The organism is Microbacterium sp. M3, assembly GCF_033548675.1.
Lineage (GTDB): Bacteria > Actinomycetota > Actinomycetes > Actinomycetales > Microbacteriaceae > Microbacterium > Microbacterium arthrosphaerae.
This window is the reverse complement of the sequence record NZ_JAWTZT010000007.1, coordinates 22,422-43,527: the sequence shown is the minus strand read 5'-3', so window position 1 is coordinate 43,527 and position 21,106 is coordinate 22,422. Positions and strand designations below refer to the sequence as shown.

General features: G+C 69.8%; 20 protein-coding genes and 2 tRNA genes. 8 read left to right on the top strand and 14 right to left on the bottom strand.

Annotated features, from left to right (window positions below; translation table 11 throughout):
* Positions 1–65 precede the first annotated feature (65 nt).
* The 4 genes from R8Z57_RS16600 (at position 66) to R8Z57_RS16585 (ending at position 6,287) form a co-directional block, all read left to right on the top strand.
* Positions 66–1,526 (top strand): peptidoglycan D,D-transpeptidase FtsI family protein, encoded by a 1,461-nt coding sequence (locus R8Z57_RS16600; protein ID WP_318354893.1) that lies wholly within the window; start codon positions 66–68, stop codon positions 1,524–1,526.
* On the top strand, positions 1,523–3,232 hold the full coding sequence (locus R8Z57_RS16595) for a serine/threonine protein kinase (RefSeq protein ID WP_318354892.1): 1,710 nt from the start codon (positions 1,523–1,525) through the stop codon (positions 3,230–3,232). The genes R8Z57_RS16600 and R8Z57_RS16595 overlap by 4 nt, the downstream gene beginning before the upstream one ends.
* Positions 3,233–3,326: 94 nt before the next feature.
* On the top strand, positions 3,327–5,021 hold the full coding sequence (gene pknB / locus R8Z57_RS16590) for a Stk1 family PASTA domain-containing Ser/Thr kinase (protein ID WP_318354891.1): 1,695 nt from the start codon (positions 3,327–3,329) through the stop codon (positions 5,019–5,021).
* Positions 5,022–5,156: 135 nt separating this feature from the next.
* A complete protein-coding gene (locus R8Z57_RS16585; protein WP_318354939.1) occupies positions 5,157–6,287 on the top strand; it encodes a peptidoglycan-binding protein in 1,131 nt (376 codons plus the stop codon).
* A 24-nt stretch (positions 6,288–6,311) separates the two neighbouring features.
* Here the strand turns inward: R8Z57_RS16585 and R8Z57_RS16580 are convergent, their stop codons facing one another.
* Genes R8Z57_RS16580 through R8Z57_RS16570 form a run of 3 tightly spaced genes read right to left on the bottom strand, consistent with a single transcriptional unit; the run spans position 6,312 to position 7,926 of the window.
* Positions 6,312–6,950, bottom strand: a complete 639-nt coding sequence (locus R8Z57_RS16580) for an anthranilate synthase component II (protein WP_318354938.1) — start codon at positions 6,948–6,950, stop codon at positions 6,312–6,314.
* 2 nt (positions 6,951–6,952) lie between these two features.
* Positions 6,953–7,138: a hypothetical protein gene (locus R8Z57_RS16575; protein WP_318354890.1), complete on the bottom strand. Its 186-nt coding sequence runs from the start codon at positions 7,136–7,138 to the stop codon at positions 6,953–6,955.
* Positions 7,138–7,926, bottom strand: a complete 789-nt coding sequence (locus R8Z57_RS16570; protein WP_318354889.1) for a class E sortase — start codon at positions 7,924–7,926, stop codon at positions 7,138–7,140. Before R8Z57_RS16570 ends, R8Z57_RS16575 begins: the two co-directional genes overlap by 1 nt.
* 55 nt (positions 7,927–7,981) lie before the next feature.
* Between R8Z57_RS16570 and R8Z57_RS16565 the strand changes: the two genes are divergently transcribed.
* The gene (locus R8Z57_RS16565) at positions 7,982–8,221 is read left to right on the top strand and encodes a cell division protein CrgA (RefSeq protein ID WP_318354888.1); all 240 of its coding nucleotides are present in this window, start codon (positions 7,982–7,984) and stop codon (positions 8,219–8,221) included.
* A 158-nt stretch (positions 8,222–8,379) separates the two neighbouring features.
* Here the strand turns inward: R8Z57_RS16565 and R8Z57_RS16560 are convergent, their stop codons facing one another.
* Together R8Z57_RS16560 and R8Z57_RS16555 are read right to left on the bottom strand one after the other, a co-directional pair.
* A complete protein-coding gene (locus tag R8Z57_RS16560; RefSeq protein ID WP_318354887.1) occupies positions 8,380–9,276 on the bottom strand; it encodes a rhomboid family intramembrane serine protease in 897 nt (298 codons plus the stop codon).
* A gap of 33 nt (positions 9,277–9,309) precedes the next feature.
* Positions 9,310–9,882 carry a peptidylprolyl isomerase gene (locus tag R8Z57_RS16555; RefSeq protein ID WP_318354886.1) on the bottom strand — a complete coding sequence of 191 codons (573 nt, stop codon included), beginning with the start codon at positions 9,880–9,882 and terminating at the stop codon, positions 9,310–9,312.
* 96 nt (positions 9,883–9,978) lie between these two features.
* Here R8Z57_RS16555 and R8Z57_RS16550 point away from each other — a divergent pair, with 96 nt between their 5' ends.
* Both R8Z57_RS16550 and R8Z57_RS16545 read left to right on the top strand, forming a co-directional pair.
* The gene (locus R8Z57_RS16550) at positions 9,979–10,494 is read left to right on the top strand and encodes a DNA helicase (RefSeq protein WP_318354885.1); all 516 of its coding nucleotides are present in this window, start codon (positions 9,979–9,981) and stop codon (positions 10,492–10,494) included.
* Positions 10,487–11,002, top strand: a complete 516-nt coding sequence (locus R8Z57_RS16545) for a YbaK/EbsC family protein (protein ID WP_318354884.1) — start codon at positions 10,487–10,489, stop codon at positions 11,000–11,002. The genes R8Z57_RS16550 and R8Z57_RS16545 overlap by 8 nt, the downstream gene beginning before the upstream one ends.
* A 30-nt stretch (positions 11,003–11,032) precedes the next feature.
* Here the strand turns inward: R8Z57_RS16545 and R8Z57_RS16540 are convergent, their stop codons facing one another.
* The 3 genes from R8Z57_RS16540 to R8Z57_RS16530 all read right to left on the bottom strand — a co-directional run bounded on the left by R8Z57_RS16540 (position 11,033) and on the right by R8Z57_RS16530 (position 11,692).
* A complete protein-coding gene (locus tag R8Z57_RS16540) occupies positions 11,033–11,458 on the bottom strand; it encodes an NUDIX hydrolase (RefSeq protein WP_318354883.1) in 426 nt (141 codons plus the stop codon).
* 74 nt (positions 11,459–11,532) lie between these two features.
* Positions 11,533–11,605: transfer RNA gene (locus R8Z57_RS16535), tRNA-Ala, on the bottom strand.
* 13 nt (positions 11,606–11,618) lie between these two features.
* A tRNA-Ile gene (locus tag R8Z57_RS16530) sits at positions 11,619–11,692 on the bottom strand.
* Between the two features lie 84 nt (positions 11,693–11,776).
* Between R8Z57_RS16530 and R8Z57_RS16525 the strand changes: the two genes are divergently transcribed.
* The gene (locus R8Z57_RS16525) at positions 11,777–12,490 is read left to right on the top strand and encodes a VIT family protein (protein WP_318354882.1); all 714 of its coding nucleotides are present in this window, start codon (positions 11,777–11,779) and stop codon (positions 12,488–12,490) included.
* Between the two features lie 89 nt (positions 12,491–12,579).
* Here the strand turns inward: R8Z57_RS16525 and R8Z57_RS16520 are convergent, their stop codons facing one another.
* The 6 genes from R8Z57_RS16520 to dnaN all read right to left on the bottom strand — a co-directional run bounded on the left by R8Z57_RS16520 (position 12,580) and on the right by dnaN (position 21,044).
* Positions 12,580–12,984 (bottom strand): DUF3566 domain-containing protein, encoded by a 405-nt coding sequence (locus R8Z57_RS16520; protein WP_318354881.1) that lies wholly within the window; start codon positions 12,982–12,984, stop codon positions 12,580–12,582.
* Positions 12,981–15,626 (bottom strand): DNA gyrase subunit A, encoded by a 2,646-nt coding sequence (gyrA, locus tag R8Z57_RS16515; RefSeq protein ID WP_318354880.1) that lies wholly within the window; start codon positions 15,624–15,626, stop codon positions 12,981–12,983. Before gyrA ends, R8Z57_RS16520 begins: the two co-directional genes overlap by 4 nt.
* A gap of 101 nt (positions 15,627–15,727) precedes the next feature.
* Positions 15,728–17,761, bottom strand: a complete 2,034-nt coding sequence (gyrB, locus tag R8Z57_RS16510) for a DNA topoisomerase (ATP-hydrolyzing) subunit B (protein WP_318354937.1) — start codon at positions 17,759–17,761, stop codon at positions 15,728–15,730.
* Positions 17,762–17,882: 121 nt separating this feature from the next.
* Positions 17,883–18,443 (bottom strand): DUF721 domain-containing protein, encoded by a 561-nt coding sequence (locus R8Z57_RS16505; protein ID WP_318354879.1) that lies wholly within the window; start codon positions 18,441–18,443, stop codon positions 17,883–17,885.
* Entirely contained in the window at positions 18,436–19,764 is a 1,329-nt protein-coding gene (recF, locus tag R8Z57_RS16500) for a DNA replication/repair protein RecF (RefSeq protein WP_318354878.1), read from the bottom strand. The genes R8Z57_RS16505 and recF overlap by 8 nt, the downstream gene beginning before the upstream one ends.
* A 125-nt stretch (positions 19,765–19,889) precedes the next feature.
* Positions 19,890–21,044 carry a DNA polymerase III subunit beta gene (dnaN, locus tag R8Z57_RS16495; protein ID WP_318354877.1) on the bottom strand — a complete coding sequence of 385 codons (1,155 nt, stop codon included), beginning with the start codon at positions 21,042–21,044 and terminating at the stop codon, positions 19,890–19,892.
* Positions 21,045–21,106: the final 62 nt, after the last annotated feature.

The window sequence follows — 21,106 nt, the reverse complement described above, 5'->3', positions numbered from 1 at the left end:
CGCGGCGGTCCGGTCGTTGAGCGAGCGAAGCGAGACGAAACGCGGCAAGGCGGTGAATCACTGACATGACGAAAGAACTCAGGCGTCTCAGCATCCTGATGCTGGTCATGTTCCTCGCGCTGTTCGGGTCGACCAGCTGGATCCAGGTGATCCAGGCCGACGAGCTGATGGCCAATCCGGCGAACCGCCGCACGCTGTACGACTCGTACGAGGTGCAGCGCGGCTCGATCATCGCCAGCGGCTCGGCCATCGCCACCTCGGTGCCGTCGGGCGACCTCTACAGCTGGCAGCGCGTGTACACGGATGCCGAGATGTGGGCGCCCGTGACCGGGTACATCAATCCGGTGCTGAACTCGGCGACCAACATCGAGCAGGCGATGAACCGTGAGCTCAGCGGCACCGCGGGACCGCAGTTCCTGTCGCGGGTCGAGCGGATCTTCACCGGCCAGCCGCCGCGCGGCTCGAACGTCGTGCTGTCGCTCGAGGCCGACGTGCAGCGGGCGGCGTACGAGGCCCTGGGCGACCTGCAGGGCGGGGTCATCGCCATCGAGCCGTCGACCGGGCGCATCCTGGCGCTCGTGACGAGCCCCAGCTACGACACCAACGTGCTCGCGTCGCACAACGCCGACGCGGTCAACGACGCGTACGACGCGCTGGTGGCCGATCCGGGCAAGCCGATGTCGGACCGCGCGATCGGCGGCGACCTCAACCCGCCGGGGTCGACGTTCAAGCTCGTGGTGGCCTCGGCGGCGCTCGCGTCGGGCGAGTACACCCCGGACTCGGCGCTGCCGAACCCAGCCACCTACCAGCTGCCGCAGTCGAGCAGCGTCGTGCACAACGCCAGCGGCGGGGCCTGTGGCGCGGGCGACACGGTCACGCTCGCCGACGCGCTCCGGCTCAGCTGCAACATCCCCTTCGCCGAGCTCGCGGTCGAGCTCGGCGACACCGCGATCCGCGAAGAGGCCGAGAAGTACGGCTTCAACCTCTCGTTCGACATCCCGCTCAAGTCGACCGCGTCGGGCTACCCGCGAACGATCCAGGATGACGCCCAGACGGCGCTGAGCGGCTTCGGCCAGGGCCAGGTGACCGCGACGCCCCTGCAGATCGCGATGGTCTCGGCCGGCATCGCGAACGGCGGGATGGTGATGAACCCGCGCATGGTGGACCGGGTGATCGGCCCCGACCTCTCGGTGCAGCAGACCTTCGACGACACCGAGTTCGGTCGTGCGCTCGACCCCGAGCTCGCAGAGGAGCTGGTGAGCATGATGGTCGCCAATGTCAGTGACGGCGCGGCGTCGGGTGCAAGAATAGACGGCGTCGACGTGGCCGGAAAGACGGGGACGGCGGAGAACACGGGCAACGAGCCGTATACGCTCTGGTTCACCGGGTTCGCTCCCGCCGACAACCCCGAGGTCGCCGTCGCCGTGGTCGTCGAAGACGGCGGCGGGCAAGGACAGTCGGGCAGCGGCAACACCATCGCCGCTCCTATCGCGAAGAAGGTCATGGAGGCGGTGCTGGGCAGATGAGACCGACGCAGGGCGTGACCTTCGGCGGCCGTTACGAACTCGATTCGCGTATTGCGATCGGCGGCATGGGTGAGGTCTGGGAGGCGACCGACCACGTCATCGGACGCACCGTCGCCATCAAGATCCTCAAAGACGAGTACATGGGCGATCCGGGCTTCCTGGAGCGCTTCCGCGCCGAGGCCCGCCACGCGGCCCTGGTCAACCACGAGGGCATCGCCAGCGTGTTCGACTACGGCGAGGAGAACGGCAGCGCGTTCCTCGTCATGGAGCTCGTGCCCGGTGAAGCCCTGTCGACGATCCTCGAGCGCGACGGCTCGCTGTCGACCGACAAGACCCTCGACATCGTCGCGCAGACGTCGGCGGCGCTGCAGGCCGCACACGCGGCGGGCCTGGTGCACCGCGACATCAAGCCCGGCAACCTGCTCATCACGCCCGACGGGCGCGTGAAGATCACCGACTTCGGCATCGCGCGCATCGCCGACCAGGTGCCGCTCACCGCGACCGGCCAGGTGATGGGCACCGTGCAGTACCTCTCGCCGGAGCAGGCGTCGGGGCACCCGGCATCCCCCGCCACCGACATCTACTCGCTCGGCATCGTGGCGTACGAGTGCCTGGCGGGCAAGCGCCCGTTCACGGGCGAGTCGCAGGTCGCCATCGCGATGGCGCAGATCAACGAGCAGCCTCCGGCGCTTCCGGCCACGGTCGCCGCGCCGGTGCAGAACCTCGTGATGGCGATGATCGCCAAGAAGCCCGAGGACCGCCCCGCGTCGGCGGCAGCCGTCGCGCGGGCCGCCACCGCCCTCCGGCGCGGTGACGTCGCCGCCGCAGCGGCCGCCGTTCCCGCCATCGCGGGCGCCGCCGTCGCGGGAGAGGCGGCCACGCAGCTGCTCACCGCCGGCTCCGACACCTCGGCCGCGACGCGGATCATGCCGGCCCCGGGCGAGGAGGTCGTCGAGGAGCAGACCGAGAAGAAGAAGCGCAGCCCGTGGACGTGGCCGCTCATCGCCCTCATCGCACTGCTCCTGCTCGTGCTCATCGGCACGATCTGGGCCGTCGTCGCGAACCAGGGCGGCGACCCCGAGCCCGCTGCCTCGACTTCGACCTCGACCCCGAAGGTGACGCCGAGCGACACGCCCACCCCCACGCCCACGACCGCGAATGTCGTCGCGGGCGATTACGAGGGCCAGGACTGCGCCACGGCGTCGGCGGCGCTCGACGCGCTCGGACTCGGTGCGTCGTGCCCAGAGGGCAACGCCGCTCCCGACGAGGGCAGCGTGGGCAAGATCTACGACGTCAGCCCCACCGGCAACGTTCCCAAGGGCACGATCATCCAGCTCACGGTGTTCGCGGGTCAGACGCCCATGCCGACGCCCAACGCACCGACGTTCCAGGGCGCGCCCGCCTCGGTCGAGCCAGGCGGGCAGCTCACGGTGATGTGGGACGGCTACTCCTGCCCGTCCGGCACCGGCTCGGTCAGCGCGTACACGTTCACCGTGCAGAACGGCACGATCGCCAATGGGCCGAGCTTCCCGCAGAACGCGCGCTCGGCGCAGGTCACGGCAGCCGACGCCCCGGGCCAGACCGTCATCGTCACGTACAACGTGACGTGCAGCGGCGGCACGGCGGGCAACCGCACCTCGTCGGAGTCGGGCGAGGCCACCGTGCTCATCGAGGCCCCGCAGCCGGAGCCGACGCCGACCCCGTGAGCCTGGCTGAGTGACTCCGCAGAGCGGGTCGCGTGAGACACGCGACCCGCTCCGGCTCGGATAGTCTGGCCTTTGTTCCACGCAGGGAGAGACCGTGACAGCTGAGCCGCGCGTGCTTTCGGGGCGCTATCGCATCGACGAGCCGATCGGCCGGGGTGGCATGGCCAGCGTGTACCGGGGCTACGACCTCACGCTCGGGCGCGAGGTCGCGATCAAGATCCTCGACCGCGAGCTCGCCGACGACAACGCGTTCCGTACGCGGTTCCGCCTCGAGGCGCAGGCTGCGTCGCGCATGGCACACCCGACCATCGTCCGGGTGTACGACGCGGGGGAGGACACCCGCACCGCGCCCGACGGCTCGCTCCGGCCCGTGCCCTTCATCGTGATGGAGCTCGTCAAGGGCCGGCTCCTGAAGGATGTCATCGCGGACGGCCCGGTTCCCGTGACGGATGCCGTCCGCTATGTCGACGGGATCCTCGAGGCGCTCGAGTACTCGCACCGGGCGGGCGTGGTGCATCGGGACATCAAGCCGGGCAACGTGATGGTCACCGACGCCGGTCAGGTGAAGGTGATGGACTTCGGCATCGCTCGTGCCGTGTCGGACAGCTCGTCGACCGTCGCCGAGACGACCCAGATCCTCGGCACCGCGGCCTACTTCTCGCCGGAGCAGGCCAAGGGCGAGCCAGTCGACGCGCGCGCCGACCTGTACTCGACGGGCGTGGTGCTCTACGAGCTGCTCACCGGGCGCCAGCCCTTCCGCGGCGAGTCTCCGGTCGCGGTGGCGTATCAGCACGTGAGCGAGGCGCCGGTGCCGCCGTCCGAGGTGAACGACACCGTTCCGCGCGCGCTCGACACGGTGGCGCTGCGTGCGCTGGCGAAGGATCCCTTCCAGCGATATCAGGATGCCGCGGGCTTCCGCGAGGCGCTCGACGCGACGGTCGACGGGCGCCAGCCCTCCAAGCGTCAGGTCGGCGCCCTCACCAGCGAGCTGTACGGGCCGAACCCGCGCCAGGCCGCCGAGACCGCGCGGTCGCTGCGCCAGCTGAGCACCGACACCACCATGAAGCGCACGCAGGCCGGCCCGCCCGTCGCGTGGATCTGGGCGGGGGTGGCGCTGCTCGCGGTGCTGCTGATCTCGCTGCTGTTCTGGGTGCTGACTATCCAGCCGCGCGAGGACCTCCCAGGCAACGTCCGGGTGGTTCCCGACGTCGTCGGCATGACCTACGACCGCGCGAACGACGAACTCGCCGCCGAGGATCTCGCGGCCTTCCGCGTCGACGAGGAGAGCAGCGAGGTCGCCGAGGGCAACGTCATCCGCACGGATCCCGCCTCCGGCACGTCGGTCGAACCCGACCAGCAGGTGCGGGTCTACGTCTCGACAGGGCAGCAGATGTCGACCGTCCCCACGCTCGCCGGGCTCGGACAGGACACCGCGTCCACCGCCCTCACCGACGCGGGCCTGCAGCTGGGCACCATCACGTCGCGGAACGACAACGATCTCGCCGCCGGCACGGTGATCTCGAGCGACCCCGCGGAAGGCACGAGCGTGGCCTCCGGCTCCACGGTGAATCTCGTCGTGGCCTCGGGACGAGTGGCGATCGACGACGTCCGGGGGTACACGCTCGACGCGGCGACCCGGCAGCTCGAGGATGCCGGACTCACCGTCATTCCGCAGGAGGACCCCAACTGCGCCGGCGCGAATCCGCCCACGGTCTCGGCGCAGTCCCTGCCTCCGGGCGACGTGCCGGTGCGCTCCGAGATCACGCTCACCTACTGCAGCGGAACGTAGCGCGCAGCCTGGCTCCGCTTCGGAGCCGCGTTTCACTGCATCCGCATGATGCTCCTCGTCGCATCCCGCGCCACGGTGGGAGTGGCGCTGCACCGGGACGAGTGAGCCACGCGGCGCCAGGAGGAGGACGCCGTGATGCGCTCGCGCCACACCCTGACGACGGCCGCCGCCGGCCTCATGATCGCGCTGGTCCTCACCGGATGCGCGGCGGAGGTCAGTGACGTCGACCGCGCGCAAGCCCGGGTCACGGCGGCGGAGAAGGACGTCGCGCAGGCCGAGTCCGACCTCGCCGCGGCCTCGAGCGCGTTCTGCTCGTCGGGCTCGGACTACGTCCTCGCACTGGATCGCTACGGCGACGTGCTGACGGCGACCGCACCGACCGTCGGCGACGTCCGCACCGGCGGCGCCGACCTCGCCGCCCCGGCGGAGGACGTGCGCTCCGACGCGGAGGCCGCGGTCGCCGCGAAGGACGAGCTGGCGACCGCGCAGGCCGAGCTCGCCGACGCGCAGGCCTCCCTGGCCGAAGCGCAGGGCACCGAAACGGATGCCCCCGAGACCCCCGACGACGAGACGCCCAGCGCACCGCTCGCGCCCGCGGCATCCGTCGATCGCGTGATCCAGGCGCAGGCGGACTTCGAGCAGGCGCTGGCGGGCATCGACGACGACACCACGCTCGTTCAGGCGGCCGAGCAGTTCAACAGCGCCGCCGTCGCGCTCGAGCTGTCATGGCTGCGCCTGCTCGTCGACGCCGGGTGCGTGACGGACGAGCAGCGACAGCACGCCGAAGCCGCGGTGAGCGCGTACACCACGGCGCTGCAGCAGGACCTCACCACCCTCGGCTACTACACCGGAGCCGTCGACGGGATCTACGGACCGCTCACCGTCCAGGCCGTCGCCGACCTCCAGCAGGCCAGCGGCCTGCCGGTCACCGGCACCATGGACAAGGCGACGACCGAGGCGCTGCGCGCGGCGCTCGAGCAGGCCGGCGCGGCAGCCGCGCAGTCGTCGGTCGCGTCCACCGCCGCGCTGCAGCAGACGCTGAAGCTGGTCGGGTACTGGGACGGCCCGGTCGACGGCGTGTGGACGCCCGAGCTGACGGCGGCACTGCAGGCGCTGCAGACAGAGCTGGGCGTCGCGCCGACCGGCACGGTGGATGCCGCGACCATCGTCGCGTTCGAGAAGGCGCTCAGCGAGCTCGAGGCGGGCGGCACGCCGGAACCCGAGCCGTCGGAGTCCGAAGACGGGTCCGAGTCGGAGTCGGACTGAACCGAGCAGCGGAGGCCTGCCGCCTCATCGGGCGTCGCGGCGCGGGCCGAGCCGGGCACCGCGGTCTGCGGCATCCCTGAATCCCACCGTGGCGAGCCAGTTGCCGAGCAGCCGGTGTCCGCCCTCGGTGAGCACGCTCTCGGGGTGGAACTGCACGCCGACGATCGGGGCCGTGCGGTGGACGACGCCCATGATGACGCCGCTCGACGTGCGGCTCGTCACACGCAGCTCGTCGGGAAGCGTCTCGGGAACGATCGCGAGCGAGTGGTAGCGCGTCGCCGTGAAGGGATCCGGGAGTCCCGCGTACAGCGCCGAGCCGTCGTGGTGCACCGCCGACGTCATGCCGTGCATCAGCTCGGGCGCGTGATCGACTCTCGCGCCGAAGGCCTCGCCGATCGCCTGATGACCCAGGCACACGCCGAGGAGCGGGATGCCGGCGGCCCCGGCCGCGCGGACCACGTCGATCGACGCGCCGGCATCGGCGGGCGTCCCCGGACCCGGTGAGACGAGCACCCCCGGACGCCCCGCGATGTCACGCGCCGGATCGGAGAGGGCGTCGGCCTCGACGAGATCGGTGTCGGCGCCGAGCTCCTGCAGATAGCCGATCAGGGTGTGGACGAAGCTGTCGTGGTTGTCGACGACGAGGATCGGTGCGCCCGGGATCGTCACGAGACCGGCGCGCGCGGCTCGAAGGGGAGGCCGACGGTGACCTCCTGCGGGTTGACGAACTGGCTCACCCACGGGAAGACGTAGAAGACGAGTCCGTACAGCACCGCCGCGACGAGGATCAGCAGGATCAGCACGCGCACCCACCACGGTCCGGGAAGCACTCTCCACAGGGCGGCGTACATCAGGCCACCGCCTGGAGGGAGGCGGGCTCGCCCGCAGAGCGGGGCGTGAAGGATTCGAAGACGCCGTAGGCGACGATGCGCTCGGCGAGGGAGTACATGGGGCTGCAGCTGGTCATGGTGATGTAGGCGGTGCCGGCCGGGACGTCCATCGCCTGCGGCACCGGCAGCAGCACCTCGACCTCGTTCGGCGTCACGTACTCGAGGGTGCGGAAGCGGTACGTGTACCAGCCCTCCTCGGTCTCGACGACGATGGCGTCGCCGATGCGGAGGTCGGCGATGCGGTTGAAGGGCTTGCCCCACGTGGTGCGGTGCGCCGCGACGGCGAAGTTGCCGGGCTCACCCGGCATGCGGGTGCCGGGGTAGTGGCCGATGCCGATGGGGTCGAGCGTGCCCGACCGGGTGACGCCGCCGGCCATGGGCACGGCGTAGTCCGAGCCGAAGCGGGGGATGTGCATGACGCCGAACTTCTCGGTGTCGGCCGGCTCGGGAAGGACGGGGGGTGGCGCGGTCACGGGCGCTGCCGCGGGCTCAGGCTCGGGCGTCGCGGCGGCGTCGGGGTTCTCAGCGGCCCACTCGTCCTGCCACTCCTGCGAGAGCTCGGTTCCGGTGGCGTTGCGCTCGGCGCCGTAGATGAGGTCGCCGACCCACAGCTGCCAGACCACGTAGAGCAGGACGATGACGCCGGCGGTGATGAGGAGTTCGCCGATGACGCCCACGACGGACGTGCGACGCTGCCGGGGGCCCCCACGGCGAGCGGCGCGCCCCGGACCGGACACCGCTTCCTCCACAGGGGGAGTCTAGTCAGCACGGGCTGTGCCCCGGCTGGCAGTTAGACTCTTCTGCATGGCACGACCCGGCAAAGACGACGACTCGCTCGTCGAGCGCGCAGAAGGCGAGGCCGCACCCAATCCGGTGTGGTTCAAGCCGATCATGATCGGACTGATGCTCCTCGGTCTCGTCTGGATCCTCGTCTTCTACCTGAGCGGTATGGCGTACCCGATCCCCGACATCGGACCGTGGAATCTCGCCATCGGCTTCGGGATCGCCTTCATCGGCTTCCTGATGACGACGCGCTGGCGCTAGCAGTCACTTCAGCAACGGCCCCGATCTACGACGATCGGGGCTTTTGCGTGCCCGGCGAACGGATGCCGCCCGCTCGGCGGAGTTGTTAACAACTCTGTTAACAGGTGTGAATTACACAGGTGTGATTCTCCCCACCTGTGGATGAGCCTGTGGATAACTCAGAAGTAAATCACCGGAGGAACCAGCAGCAGCGCCAAGAGCGCGGCCGTGAGGCCGGCGAGAAGACCGATCTGCAGGCCCCGCTGGCGGACGGCGCGGGTACGGGCGAAGATGAGGCCGATCAGCGCGCCCACGATCAGTCCGCCCACGTGACCTTGCCACGAGATCCTGCCGGTGCCGAACAACAGCGGGAGGAACGTGACCACCAGGTTGATGCCGAGGATGATCGCGATGCCGGTGATGTTCGCGCCGATGTGCCGGCCGATCACGAGCAGCGCGCCGAACAGGCCGTAGATCGCACCTGAGGCGCCGACCACCGGCGTGCCGAACCCGAGCAGGGCGACGGCGACCGAGCCGCCGAGACCGCTGATGAGGTACAGCGCGAGGAATCGCCACGGGCCGAGCAGCGGCTCGAGGCTCCGGCCGAGCAGCCAGAGCGCGAGCATGTTGAGCCCGACGTGCCAGAACCCGCCCGCGTCGTGCACCAGCAGCACGGTGAGCAGGCGCCACGGCTGGAACACGCCGGTGAGGTCGGGGTAGAGCGCCGGCGCGTACATCGCCAGCAGGTTCGTGAGGGTGCTGCCGAACTGGGGGATGAGCTGCAGCAGGAACACGAACCCGGTGATGCCCATGATCGTGTACGTCACGATCGGGCGGCGGCCGGAGCCCGAGACCGCCCGCGGGCGTGACCACCGACGCTCCGCCTTCCGCTGCGCAGGGGACTGCGCCTTCTGCTGGTCGCGCAGGCACTCGGGGCAGATGACGCCGACCGCGGCGGGCGTCTGGCACTCCGGGCAGATGGTGCGCAGGCACCGCTGGCAGAGCACGAAGCTCTGGCGGTCAGGATGCCGGTAGCAGAAGTTCTCGCGGTTGCGGCGGAAGTCGTCGGTGGTCACGCGGCGGCTGTTCGAGGCTCGGCCGTGCCGGCGTCAGACCGTGACGATGTCGATCGACTCGATGACGACGGGCTCGACGGGGCGATCGCCCGCGGCCGTCGGCACCTCGCTGATCGTGTCGACGACCGACTTGGACGCGTCATCGGCGACCTCGCCGAAGATGGTGTGCTTGCCCTGCAGCCACTCGGGGCCACGGCCGCCCTGGCCGGGGACCGTGATGAAGAACTGCGAGCCGTTCGTGCCCTCGGCCTTGCCGGTGATGGCGTTGCGACGGAGGCCGGCGTTCGCCATCGCGAGCTTGTACGGCTCGGTGAAGGTGAGCTCCCCGTTGATCTCGTCGTTGAAGTTGTAGCCGGGACCGCCCACGCCCTGACCGAGCGGGTCGCCGCCCTGGATCATGAAGCCCGAGATGATGCGGTGGAAGATGACGTCCTTGTACAGGGGGCCGTCGCCGGGCTTGCCGGTCGCCGGGTGAGTCCATGCCTGGGAGCCGTCGGACAGGCCGATGAAGTTCTGCACCGTGCGCGGCGCGTGGTCGCCGAACAGGTTGACGACGATGTCGCCGTAGTTGGTGTGGATCGTTGCGACTGCGGTGTGAAGCGGCATTTCTACATTGTCTCAGAGTTCGCCGCAAGCCCTCCCGTCCTGGCGGCCGTCTGGCAAGATGGGGAGACCGACATCCCCACAACCGGGAGGGCAACCGTGAGCCTCAGCCGCAAGCGCAAGAAGGAACTGGTCAAGCTGCAGAAGCAGGCGGGCAACCTGTGGGAGGCCCAGCAGGTGCTGGTGGGTGAGGCCGCGACCGTGGCTCGCGAGGCGAGCCGTCAGCTCGGCAACTACGGCCGCGAGCAGGTCAAGCCGCAGGTGCAGGCGGGCTACGATCGCTTCGCCGCCCCGTACGTCGACAAGGGCAAGAAGGTCGTCAACGGCACGATCATCCCGGCCGCCGGTGCCGTCGTCGGTTCGGCCATGTCGGTGTGGGACGCCGCCAACGAGCAGCGTTCGCGCCTGGCCGACGGCCGCGGGCTCTCGCTGCCGTCGTCGTGGGGCAAGCCCGCGCCGGCTCCGGTCAAGAAGGGCATCGGCGCCGGTGGCGTGATCGCCATCATCCTCGGTGTCGCCGCCGCCGTCGGCGTGCTCTACGCCGCGTGGCAGACGCTCCGCGCCGACGACGAGCTGTGGGTGGCGGACGACCCGCTGCGCGCACCGGATGCCTGAGTCCGCATCGGGTGCGGAGGCCTGCGAGGTCGACGCACCCCGCGGAACCGACAGAGTGCGCGCGGCCGCCGCGGCGCGCGGTCTCACGATCCAGATCACGGAGCGTCCCGCGGCGAACAGCCTCGCCGAGGCCGCGGCGATCCTCGGGATCGAGCCGTCGGGCATCGTGAAGACGCTGGTGGTCAAGCGCAGCGACGACACCTATCTGTTCGCGCTCATCCCGGGTGACCGCGCGATCTCGTGGCCGAAGCTGCGTGCCGTGGTCGGCGTGAACAAGCTCCAGCTGCCCGACCCCGACCGTGCGCTGGCAGCGACGGGCTACGAGCGCGGCACCATCGTGCCGTTGGGCAGCACCCACGAGTGGCCGATCTACGCCGACGCCGAGATCGTGGGCCGGCGCATCGCCATGGGAGCCGGCGCCCACGGTCACAGCATGTTCGTCGAGGCCGACGACCTGATCGCGGCCTACGGCGCGACGGTCGCCGACATCTCGCAGCCGCTCGGGTAGCGGCATCCGTCATCGGCTCGAAGCCGACGGTCAGGCGAGCCCCGCCATCTCGAGGGCGATGTCGACCAGCTTCACGCGCTGGAGCTTGCGCACCTCGGCGCGCGGGAACCAGTCGGCACGATCGGTGGACCCGTCGACCTCGTTGCGCAGCCGCCCGCCCGTCACCCGCGCGCGGTAGACGATGCGCAGGGTGTGCAGCGGCTCGGTGACGCCGGGGACCAGGCGTCGCCCGGGCGGGATGACGCGGGAATGGATGCCGAGCAGCCCTTCGACCGCGACCTTGTAGCCCGTCTCTTCCCGCACCTCACGGCGCACGGCGCTCTCCGGGTCTTCGCCCGCCTCGAGCCCGCCGCCCGGCATCGTCCACGCCGCGCGCCGGCCTTCGTTCCAATGGGCGAGGAGCAGTCGATCCTCCTTGTCGAGGATCACCGCGTAGGCCGCCACGCGCAGGTCCATGCTTCACCCTAATCCGCGCGAGCTACCGGGGAAACGAGAGGAGCCGGCCGCTGCGGGCCGGCTCTCTCATGCTGTGGAGCCTAGGAGATTCGAACTCCTGACATCCTGCTTGCAAAGCAGGCGCTCTACCAACTGAGCTAAGGCCCCGGGGCGAAGAAAGTGGGGCTACCAGGACTTGAACCTGGGACCTCTTCATTATCAGTGAAGCGCTCTAACCGCCTGAGCTATAGCCCCGTGACTGCGTCGCTTGCGCTCCGCAACCTCCAAGACTTTACCTGAGGATCGCCGAATTCACGAATCGGCTGATTGACTGAGGCCATGAGCGCGTCATCGCACACGGGGGAGCCCCACGCCGTCGGACTGGGGCAGCGCCTGAACTGGCTTCGGGCCGGCGTCCTGGGCGCGAACGACGGCATCGTCTCGGTCGCCGCGCTCGTGGTCGGCGTCGCCGGCGCGACCACCGACACACCGGCGCTGTTCACCGCCGGCATCGCCGGACTCGTCGGCGGCGCGATCTCGATGGCGCTCGGCGAGTACGTGTCGGTCAGCAGCCAGCGCGACTCCGAGCGCGCCCTCATCGCCAAAGAGCGCGGCGAGCTGCGCGACATGCCCGACGAGGAGCTCGCGGAGCTGACGCAGCTCTACCGGGATCGCGGCCTGTCGGAGGCGACCGCCCACCAGGTGGCGAAGGAGCTGACCGCGCACGACGCGCTCCGGGCTCACCTCGAGGTCGAGCTGCACATCGACCAGGACGATCTGGTGAACCCCTGGCACGCGGCGCTGTCGTCGGCTGTCGCCTTCACGCTCGGCGCGCTGCTGCCGCTCCTGGCGATCCTGCTGCCGCCGCCCGAGTGGCGTGTGCCGGTGACGTTCGTCGCGGTGCTCGTGGCCCTGGCGATCACCGGCACGGTCTCGGCGGTCCTCGGCGGGGCGCCGCGCCTCCGTGCCGCGACGCGCCTGGTGATCGGCGGCGCGCTCGCCCTCGTCGCGACCTGGCTGATCGGCACGCTGCTCGGCACCACCGTCGTCTAGAACGACCACGGCTGCCGACCCGGCGGGGCGCGGGCACAACGCGAAAGCGCCGGCATCCGGATCCCGGACGCCGGCGCTCAGGCGGTGCGTCAGTTGGAGGTGAAGCCGACCAGCAGGCCGCCGGTCACCTTGACCGCGAGGTTGTAGATCCCGGCGATCACGGCGCCGAGCACCGTGACGACCACGAGGTTGAGAATCGCGACCACGGCCGAGAAGGCCAGCACCTGCGGGAAGCTCACGAAGTCCGACAGCAGGATGCTGCCGTCGGAGAAGCTCGAGAAGAACTCGTCGGCCTTGCCGATGAGTCCGGTGGTCTGGACGACCAGGAAGACCACGACGAACGAGACCACCGTGACCACGGCGATGGCGATCGCCGCCAGGAACGACAGCTTCACCGCCGACCAGAAGTCGATGTACACCAGGCGCAGGCGCACCTGCTTGGCGCTGGTCTTGCTGCTGGACTTCTTGGCGAGCTTGTCGGCTACCGTGCTCATGCGTCAGTGCTCTCTTCGGGGGTCTCAGGCGAGGCGTCCGACCCGGCGGTGTCGTCTGATGACGGGGTCTCGGGTGACGGTGCCTCTGCGGCTCCGTCGGTGGGGGCGTCCTCGGATTCTTCGGCCAGGCCTCGTTCGCCGTTGCGAGCGATCGCGAGGATGCGATCGTCGTCGCCGGATCGGGCGAAGACGACTCCCATCGTGTCGCGACCCTTGGCGGGGACCTCGGCCACGGCAGAGCGTACCACCTTGCCGCTGGCAAGAACCACCAAGACCTCGTCGTCCTCGGAGACGATCAGACCGCCCGCGAGATCGCCGCGATCCTCGCTCAGCTTGGCCACCTTGATGCCCAGGCCGCCGCGGTTCTGCACGCGGTACTGGTCCACCGACGTGCGCTTGGCATAGCCGCCTTCGGTGACCACGAACACGTAGCCCGCGTCGCGTGCGACGGATGCCGAGAGCAGGCTGTCGCCGGCGCGGAAGTCCATGCCCTTCACGCCCGAGGTCGAGCGACCCATCGGGCGCAGCGCCGAGTCCGTCGCGGAGAAGCGCAGCGACATGCCGTGGCGGCTGATGAGCAGGATGTCGTCGCCCTCGTCGACGAGCAGCGCGCTGACGACCTCGTCGTCGGGGCCGGCCTCGACGTCGTCGCCCTCCTCGGGCACCTGACCGCGGAGCTTGATGGCGATGATCCCGCCCTGGCGGTTCGTGTCGTACTCGGTGAGGCGGGTCTTCTTGACCAGGCCGCTCCGGGTGGCGAGCACCAGGTAAGTCGCGACGGAGTAGTCGCGGATGTCGAGGATCTGCGCGATCTCCTCGTCGGGCTGGAGGGCGAGAAGGTTCGCGACATGCTGGCCCTTGGCGTCACGCCCGGCCTCCGGCACCTCATACGCCTTCGAGCGGTACACGCGGCCCTTGTTCGTGAAGAACAGCAGCCAGTGGTGCGTCGTGGTGACGAAGAAGTGCTCGACCACGTCGTCGGCGCGCAGCTGCGCACCCTTGACGCCCTTGCCGCCGCGGTGCTGCTGGCGGTAGTTGTCGCTGCGCGTGCGCTTGATGTAGCCGTCCCGGGTGACCGAGATGACCATCTCCTCCTCGGGGATGAGGTCTTCCATCGACATGTCGCCGTCGAAGCCGTGGAGGATGTGGGTGCGACGCTCGTCGCCGAACTTGTCGACGATGGCGGTCAGCTCTTCGCGTACGATGTCGCGCTGGCGCTGCGGGGTGGCGAGGATGTCCTGGAAGTCGGCGATCTGGCGCTCGAGTTCGGCGGCCTCGTCGATGATCTTCTGACGCTCGAGGGCGGCCAGGCGACGCAGCTGCATCTGCAGGATCGCATCGGCCTGGATCTCGTCGATGTCGAGGAGCTGCTGCAGTCCCTCGTTCGCCTCCTGCACCGTCGGCGAGCGGCGGATGAGCGCGATGACCTCGTCGAGCGCGTCGAGCGCCTTGAGGTAGCCGCGCAGGATGTGCATGCGCTCCTCCGCCTTGCGGAGGCGATAGGTGGTGCGCCGCACGATGACGTCGATCTGGTGCTCGACCCACAGCGCGATGAAGCCGTCGAGCGACAGCGTGCGCGGCACGCCGTCGACGATCGCCAGCATGTTCGCGCCGAAGTTCTCCTGCAGCTGGGTGTGCTTGTACAGGTTGTTGAGCACGACCTTGGCGACGGCATCCCGTTTCAGCACGACGACCAGGCGCTGACCGGTGCGGTCGGAGGTCTCGTCGCGGATGTCGGCGATGCCGGTGATCTTGCCGTCGCGCGCGAGATCGCCGATCTTCACGGCGAGGTTGTCGGGGTTGACCTGGTACGGCAGCTCGGTGATCACGAGGCACGTGCGGCCCTGGATCTCTTCGATCGCGACGACCGCGCGCATCGTGATCGAACCGCGCCCGGTCCGGTACGCCTCGCGGATGCCGCGGGTGCCGAGGATCTGCGCACCGGTCGGGAAGTCGGGCCCGGGGATGCGCTCGAGAAGCGCCTCGAGCAGCTCTTCGCGGGAGGCGTCCGGGTGCTCCAGCGCCCACAGCGCACCGGAGGCGACCTCACGCAGGTTGTGCGGCGGGATGTTCGTCGCCATGCCGACGGCGATGCCGACCGAGCCGTTGACCAGCAGGTTCGGGAAACGCGCCGGCAGCACCGACGGCTCCTGGGTCTGGCCGTCGTAGTTGTCTTGGAAGTCGACGGTCTCTTCTTCGATGTCGCGCACCATCTCGAGCGCGAGCTGAGCCATCTTGGTCTCGGTGTACCGCGGGGCGGCGGCGCCCATGTTGCCGGGAGAGCCGAAGTTGCCCTGACCCTGCGCGAGCGGGTAGCGCAGCGACCACGGCTGCACCAGGCGCACGAGCGCGTCGTAGATCGCGGTGTCGCCGTGCGGGTGGTACTGCCCCATGACCTCGCCGACGACGCGGGCGCACTTCGAGAACGACTTGTCGGGACGGAACCCGCCGTCGTACATGCCGTAGATCACACGGCGATGCACGGGCTTCAGGCCGTCGCGCACGTCGGGCAGCGCACGGCCGATGATGACGGCCATCGCGTAGTCGAGGTAGCTGCGCTGCATCTCGAGTTGCAGGTCGACCTGGTCGATGCGGCCGTGGTCGTGCTCGGCGGTGGGGTCGGGACGCTCGTCGTCTGCCATGTCTTCTTCGATTCTTCTTTACGTTTCTGAGGTCGGCTTGCGACGTTTCGACTCGCTGCGCTCGCTCAACGACCGGGGGTAGCTCGCTTCGCTGCCTGTTCCTATATGTCGAGGAAGCGGACGTCCTTCGCGTTGCGCTGGATGAACGTGCGGCGCGACTCGACGTCCTCGCCCATCAGCACCGAGAAGATCTCGTCGGCCGCGGCCGCATCGTCGATCGTCACCTGGCGGAGGGTGCGCGTGCGGTGGTCCATGGTGGTCTCCCACAGCTCCTTGGCGTTCATCTCGCCGAGACCCTTGTAGCGCTGGATGCCGGAATCCTTGGGGATCCGCTTGCCGTTCGCGAGCCCGTCGGCCAGCAGCGCGTCGCGCTCCTTGTCGGAGTACACGTACTCGTGTGCGGCGTTGGTCCACTTGAGGCGATAGAGCGGCGGCATCGCGAGGTAGACGAAGCCGGCCTCGATGAGCCCGCGCATGTAGCGGAACAGCATGGTGAGCAGCAGCGTGGTGATGTGCTGGCCGTCGACGTCGGCATCCGCCATCAGCACGATTTTGTGATAGCGGGCCTTGTCGATGTCGAAGTCCTCGCCGATGCCCGTGCCGAAGGCCTGGATCATCGCCTGGACCTCTTTGTTGGCCAGCGCCTTGTCGAGGCGCGCGCGCTCGACGTTGAGGATCTTGCCGCGGAGAGCCAGGATCGCCTGGGTGTGCGGGTCGCGCCCCGAGACGGCCGAGCCGCCGGCCGAGTCGCCCTCGACGAGGAAGATCTCGCTGATCGACGGGTCTTTGCTGGTGCAGTCCTTGAGCTTGTCGGGCATCGCCGCCGACTCGAAGACGCTCTTGCGCCGCGCGGTCTCGCGGGCCTTGCGGGCGGCCATGCGCGCGGTCGCGGCGTCGATCGCCTTGGTGATGACGCGCTTGGCCTGCACCGGGTTGCGGTCGAGCCAGTCGTTGAGCTGATCGCCCACGACCTTCTGCACGAACGCCTTCGCCTCGGTGTTGCCGAGCTTCGTCTTCGTCTGGCCCTCGAACTGCGGCTCGGAGAGCTTCACCGAGATGACGGCGGTGAGACCCTCGCGGATGTCGTCGCCGGTGAGGTTGTCGTCCTTCTCCTTGAGGAGGTTCTTCTCGCGCGCGTAGGTGTTGATGCGCGTGGTCAGCGCCGCGCGGAAGCCCTCCTCGTGCGTGCCGCCCTCGTGGGTGTTGATCGTGTTGGCGAAGGTGAAGACGTTCTCGGTGTAGCTCGTCGTCCACTGCATCGCGAGCTCGAGCGAGATGTGGCGCACGGTGTCTTCCGACTCGATCTCGATGATCTCGTCGTTGACGACGTCGGCGTGACGCACCTTGTTGAGGTACTCGACGTAGTCGACGAGGCCCCGCTCGTAGTGGAAGTCGTCGTAGGGCTGGCGCTCCTCGGAACCGCCGCCCTCGGCATCCGTCACATACGCCGAGTCGGGGCGCTGGTCGCTCAGCGTGATGCGCAGCCCCTTGTTGAGGAACGCCGTCTGCTGGAAGCGGGTGCGCAGCGTGTCGTAGTCGAAGTGCACCGACTCGAAGATCGCGTCGTCGGGCCAGAACTCGATCGTCGTGCCGGTCTCTTCGGTGGGCTCGCCCTTCGCGAGGGGCGCCTGCGGCTGCCCGCCGTCGCGGTACGACTGACGCCACACGTGTCCCTGGCGCTTGACCTCGACCTCGAGGCGCGTCGACAGCGCGTTCACGACCGACGAGCCGACGCCGTGCAGGCCGCCCGACACCGCGTACCCGCCGCCGCCGAACTTGCCGCCGGCGTGCAGCACGGTCAGGACGACCTCGACGGTCGACTTGCCCTCGGTGCGGTGGATGTCGACGGGGATGCCGCGACCGTTGTCGACCACACGCAGGCCGCCGTCGGGGAGGATCGTGACGTTGATGGTGTCGCAGTACCCGGCGAGGGCCTCATCGACGGAGTTGTCGACGATCTCGTACACGAGGTGGTGGAGGCCGCGCTCACCGGTCGAGCCGATGTACATGCCCGGGCGCTTGCGGACCGCTTCCAGGCCTTCCAGCACCTGGATGGCATCTGCCCCGTACTCGTGGGGAGCCTGATCGGGCGTTTCGGGTTCCTCGGAAACGGTATCGGGGGTGTCAGACGTCATCTTCGCGAGGACTCCAAAGGCAGAGACGGGGGCCATGACAGTCTATCGGGTAACGGCCCGATCACGCCGCTCTGCGGCCCTGTGCGGGGAGAAAATTCGCCCCGACGACTCCTGACGTGCCTCAGCCGTAGGTATCGCGCGGGCCCCGCCCTGGAATCGTTCTGGGACCCCATTTCCAGGAGGGGACGTCCGGCCCGATGAAGCGCACCGCGTCGACACCTGCCTCGGGGAACTTGCGGACGATCTCCGAGAGGATGTGCGCGCGCATGAGCTGCAGCTGCTTCGCCCACGCCGTCGAGTCGGCCTGCACGGTGAGCGTGCCCTCGGTGAAGGCCACCGGCCGGGTGTGCTGCGCGGTGTCGTCACCGGCGACCTCCGCCCACGCCCGCACCACGTCTTCTCGGGCCAGCTGGGCGTCCCAGCCCGCTTCGCGCGTGAGGTCGGCGAGCACGTCTCCGACGCCGCGGGGGTCGCGCCCGGCGGCGAAGGGCACGTTCTCGTCGTCGACGGTGCGGCGCCGGCGCTTGCGGTACGACCGCGCCGACGGCTCGAGTCCGCGCAGCCGCAGGTAGGTCGCGATGGTCTCGGGCACGGCGGTGCGGTCCAGCGGGGCGCCCGGCGCGTTCGGGACGGATCGAGGGGGGACGGATGCCGCATCCCCCGGCGGCGGGGCCTCAGGCATCCGTCGACTCGGCCATCGTCTCGGGGCCGGCACCGGCGTCACGGTCGGAGCCGGGGTCGGGGTGGCTGCCGGAGTCGGGGGCGGAGCCCGGGTCGGACCCGAGGTCGGGGTGGGCGCCGGGGTCGGTGTCGGCGGGGGCGGGGAGGATGCGGCCGGCCTCGACGCGCACCATGCGCGCACGCAGGCCCTCCGGGACGTCGCCCTCGACGGCCGCGGTCACGACGACCTGCTCGTAGTCGCCGGCGAGAGTGGCCAGGCGCGCGCGGCGGTCGGTGTCGAGCTCGGCGAACACGTCGTCGAGGATGAGCACCGGGTCACCGAGGCGCGAATCCGCGCGCAGCAGCTGCGCGGACGCGAGGCGCAGCGAGAGCGCGACCGACCAGGACTCGCCGTGCGAGGCGTACCCCTTCACCGGCAGGCCACGGATGCGCAGCAGCAGGTCGTCCCGGTGGGGGCCCACGAGTGTCAGGCCGCGCTCGAGCTCGGACGACCGCTTCGCCGCGAGGGCGCCGCGGAAGAGGTCGGCGATGCGGGCGGTCGAGGCATCCGTCGTCCGCTCCGCCCCCGGCGTGCCGGAACCCGCGGCGGAACCGGTGCCCTCGCCGTCTTCGCCGGTGTCGGCGCCCGCCACGGAGAGCGCCCACTCGATCTCGGGGTTGTGGTCGGCCCCGGCGATCGCGGTGTACGAGGCGGCGAGGGGCGTCGCGAGGTCGGACGCGAGCGCGAGCCGCGCGGCGATGAGCTGGGTGCCGAGGGAGACGAGCTTGTCGTCCCACACGTCGAGCGTCGAGAGGGCGTCACCGCGGATGCCGCGGGCCCTGGCCGACTTCAGCAACGCCGTGCGCTGCTTGAGCACGCGGTCGTAGTCGGCGATGACGCCCGCCATGCGGGGAGCGCGCTGCACCAGGAGCTGATCCGCGAAGCGCCGGCGCGCGGAGGGATCGCCGCGCACGATCTGGAGGTCTTCGGGAGCGAAGAGCACGACCTGCGCGTAGCGCGGCAGCTCGGCCGGCTTCACCGGCGATCCGTTGACCCGCGCCTTGTTCGACCCCTGCCGGTTGACCTGCGCCTCGAGCTGCACGCGACGCTCGCCGTGGGCCAGACGCGCGCGGATGATGGCGGCGTCGGCGCCGTCACGCACCATGGGCGCATCGTTCGAGACCCGGTGCGAACCCAGGGTGGCGAAGAAGCCGATGGCCTCGGCGAGGTTCGTCTTGCCCTGGCCGTTGCGGCCGACGAACACGTTCGGACCTGGACCGAGCTCGACGTCGGCGGCCGCATAGTTGCGGAAGTCGACGAGACTCAGGTGCTCCACGATCACCGGACAAGCCTAATGAGCGGCGCCGACGTCTGCCCCCGCTGCGTTTCGTCTCGGTCGCTGGCGCTCCCTCGCTCAACGACCGGGAACGAGGATCCGGCTGCTGCGCGAGACGAAGCGCGTCGGCGTCAACGGAGGAGCAGGTTCGGCTGCAGCAGGTAGCGGAACGAGTCCGAGCCGGCGCGATCGACCGAGGTCTGCGGCGTGATGAGCACGGGGCTCAGCTTGTTGGCGTTGTCGCTCGAGGTGAACGTGATCCGCACGAACTCGCTCTTCACGGCGCCGAGCGACTCGAGCAGGTACTGCGGGTTGAGACCCAGGGTCACCTCGTCGCCGCCGAGGAGGGTGGCATCGACCGACTCGGTGGCGCGCGCCTGCTCGGTGCCCGAGGCATCCATCGACACGCTGTCGCTCGTGAAGGTGAACCGCAACGGCGCCGACCGGTCGAGCACCAGAGACACTCGGCGCACGGCCTCGGCGAGCTCGGCGGTGTTGACGACCGCGTGGTGCTCGGTCTGCTCGGGGAACAGGCGCCGCACCGGCGGGAAGTTGCCCTTGATGAGCAGCGACGTGACGGTCTTGTTGCCGGCGGTGAAGGCGATGATCTCGCGGTCGCCCGATCCGGAGAAGGCGATCGAGATGTCGCCGCCGTGCGCGAACGTCTTGCCGACCTCGGTGAGGGTGCGCGCCGGCACGAGCGCGGTCGTCGCCTCGTCGGTGGCGGCGGAGCCGCCGTCCCACGGGATCTCGCGCAGGGCGACGCGGTAGCGGTCGGTCGCGACGAGGCTCAGGGCGGTGCCCGAGACCTCGAGCTGCACGCCGGTGAGCACGGGGGTGACGTCGTCGCGCGACGCCGCGAAGGCGACCTGGGCGATCGCGGTCGCGAAGTCCTCGGAGGGGACGAGACCCGAGTCGCCGGTCACCTCGGGGATCGCGGGGTACTCCTGCACCGGCATCGACGCGAGGGTGAACCGCGCCGATCCGCAGGTGAGCAGGATGCCGCCGTCGTCGTCGACCTCGATCTGGATGGGGGCGTTCGGCAGGCGGCTGGCGATGTCGGACAGCAGACGGCCGTGCACGAGGATCGTGCCCGGGTCGTCGACCGTGGCCTCGATCGTCGTCCGCGCCGAGGCCTCGTAGTCGAAGGCGGCGAGCGAGAGGCCCTCTTCGGAGGCCTCGATCAGCACGCCCGCGAGGATCGGCTGGGGGTTCCGCTGCGGGAGGAGCTTGACGACGAACGATACGGCTTCGCTGAACACATCGCGATTGACGTGGAACTTCACGAACGCTCCCTTTGCAGCTGGCCCCGGGGCTCCGGGCTCGGGGTCGGGGTTCTCATGCTAGT

What these genes read in the sequence shown, in the direction of transcription:
- R8Z57_RS16600 (WP_318354893.1), top strand. Translation starts at nt 66, where the DNA reads ATGACGAAAGAACTCAGGCGTCTCAGCATCCTGATGCTGGTCATGTTC.
- R8Z57_RS16595 (WP_318354892.1), top strand. Translation starts at nt 1,523, where the DNA reads ATGAGACCGACGCAGGGCGTGACCTTCGGCGGCCGTTACGAACTCGAT.
- R8Z57_RS16585 (WP_318354939.1), top strand. Translation starts at nt 5,157, where the DNA reads ATGCGCTCGCGCCACACCCTGACGACGGCCGCCGCCGGCCTCATGATC.
- R8Z57_RS16575 (WP_318354890.1), bottom strand. Translation starts at nt 7,138, where the DNA reads ATGTACGCCGCCCTGTGGAGAGTGCTTCCCGGACCGTGGTGGGTGCGC.
- R8Z57_RS16565 (WP_318354888.1), top strand. Translation starts at nt 7,982, where the DNA reads ATGGCACGACCCGGCAAAGACGACGACTCGCTCGTCGAGCGCGCAGAA.
- R8Z57_RS16555 (WP_318354886.1), bottom strand. Translation starts at nt 9,882, where the DNA reads ATGCCGCTTCACACCGCAGTCGCAACGATCCACACCAACTACGGCGAC.
- R8Z57_RS16545 (WP_318354884.1), top strand. Translation starts at nt 10,487, where the DNA reads ATGCCTGAGTCCGCATCGGGTGCGGAGGCCTGCGAGGTCGACGCACCC.
- R8Z57_RS16540 (WP_318354883.1), bottom strand. Translation starts at nt 11,458, where the DNA reads ATGGACCTGCGCGTGGCGGCCTACGCGGTGATCCTCGACAAGGAGGAT.
- R8Z57_RS16525 (WP_318354882.1), top strand. Translation starts at nt 11,777, where the DNA reads ATGAGCGCGTCATCGCACACGGGGGAGCCCCACGCCGTCGGACTGGGG.
- R8Z57_RS16520 (WP_318354881.1), bottom strand. Translation starts at nt 12,984, where the DNA reads ATGAGCACGGTAGCCGACAAGCTCGCCAAGAAGTCCAGCAGCAAGACC.
- gyrA (WP_318354880.1), bottom strand. Translation starts at nt 15,626, where the DNA reads ATGGCAGACGACGAGCGTCCCGACCCCACCGCCGAGCACGACCACGGC.
- gyrB (WP_318354937.1), bottom strand. Translation starts at nt 17,761, where the DNA reads ATGACGTCTGACACCCCCGATACCGTTTCCGAGGAACCCGAAACGCCC.
- R8Z57_RS16505 (WP_318354879.1), bottom strand. Translation starts at nt 18,443, where the DNA reads ATGCCTGAGGCCCCGCCGCCGGGGGATGCGGCATCCGTCCCCCCTCGA.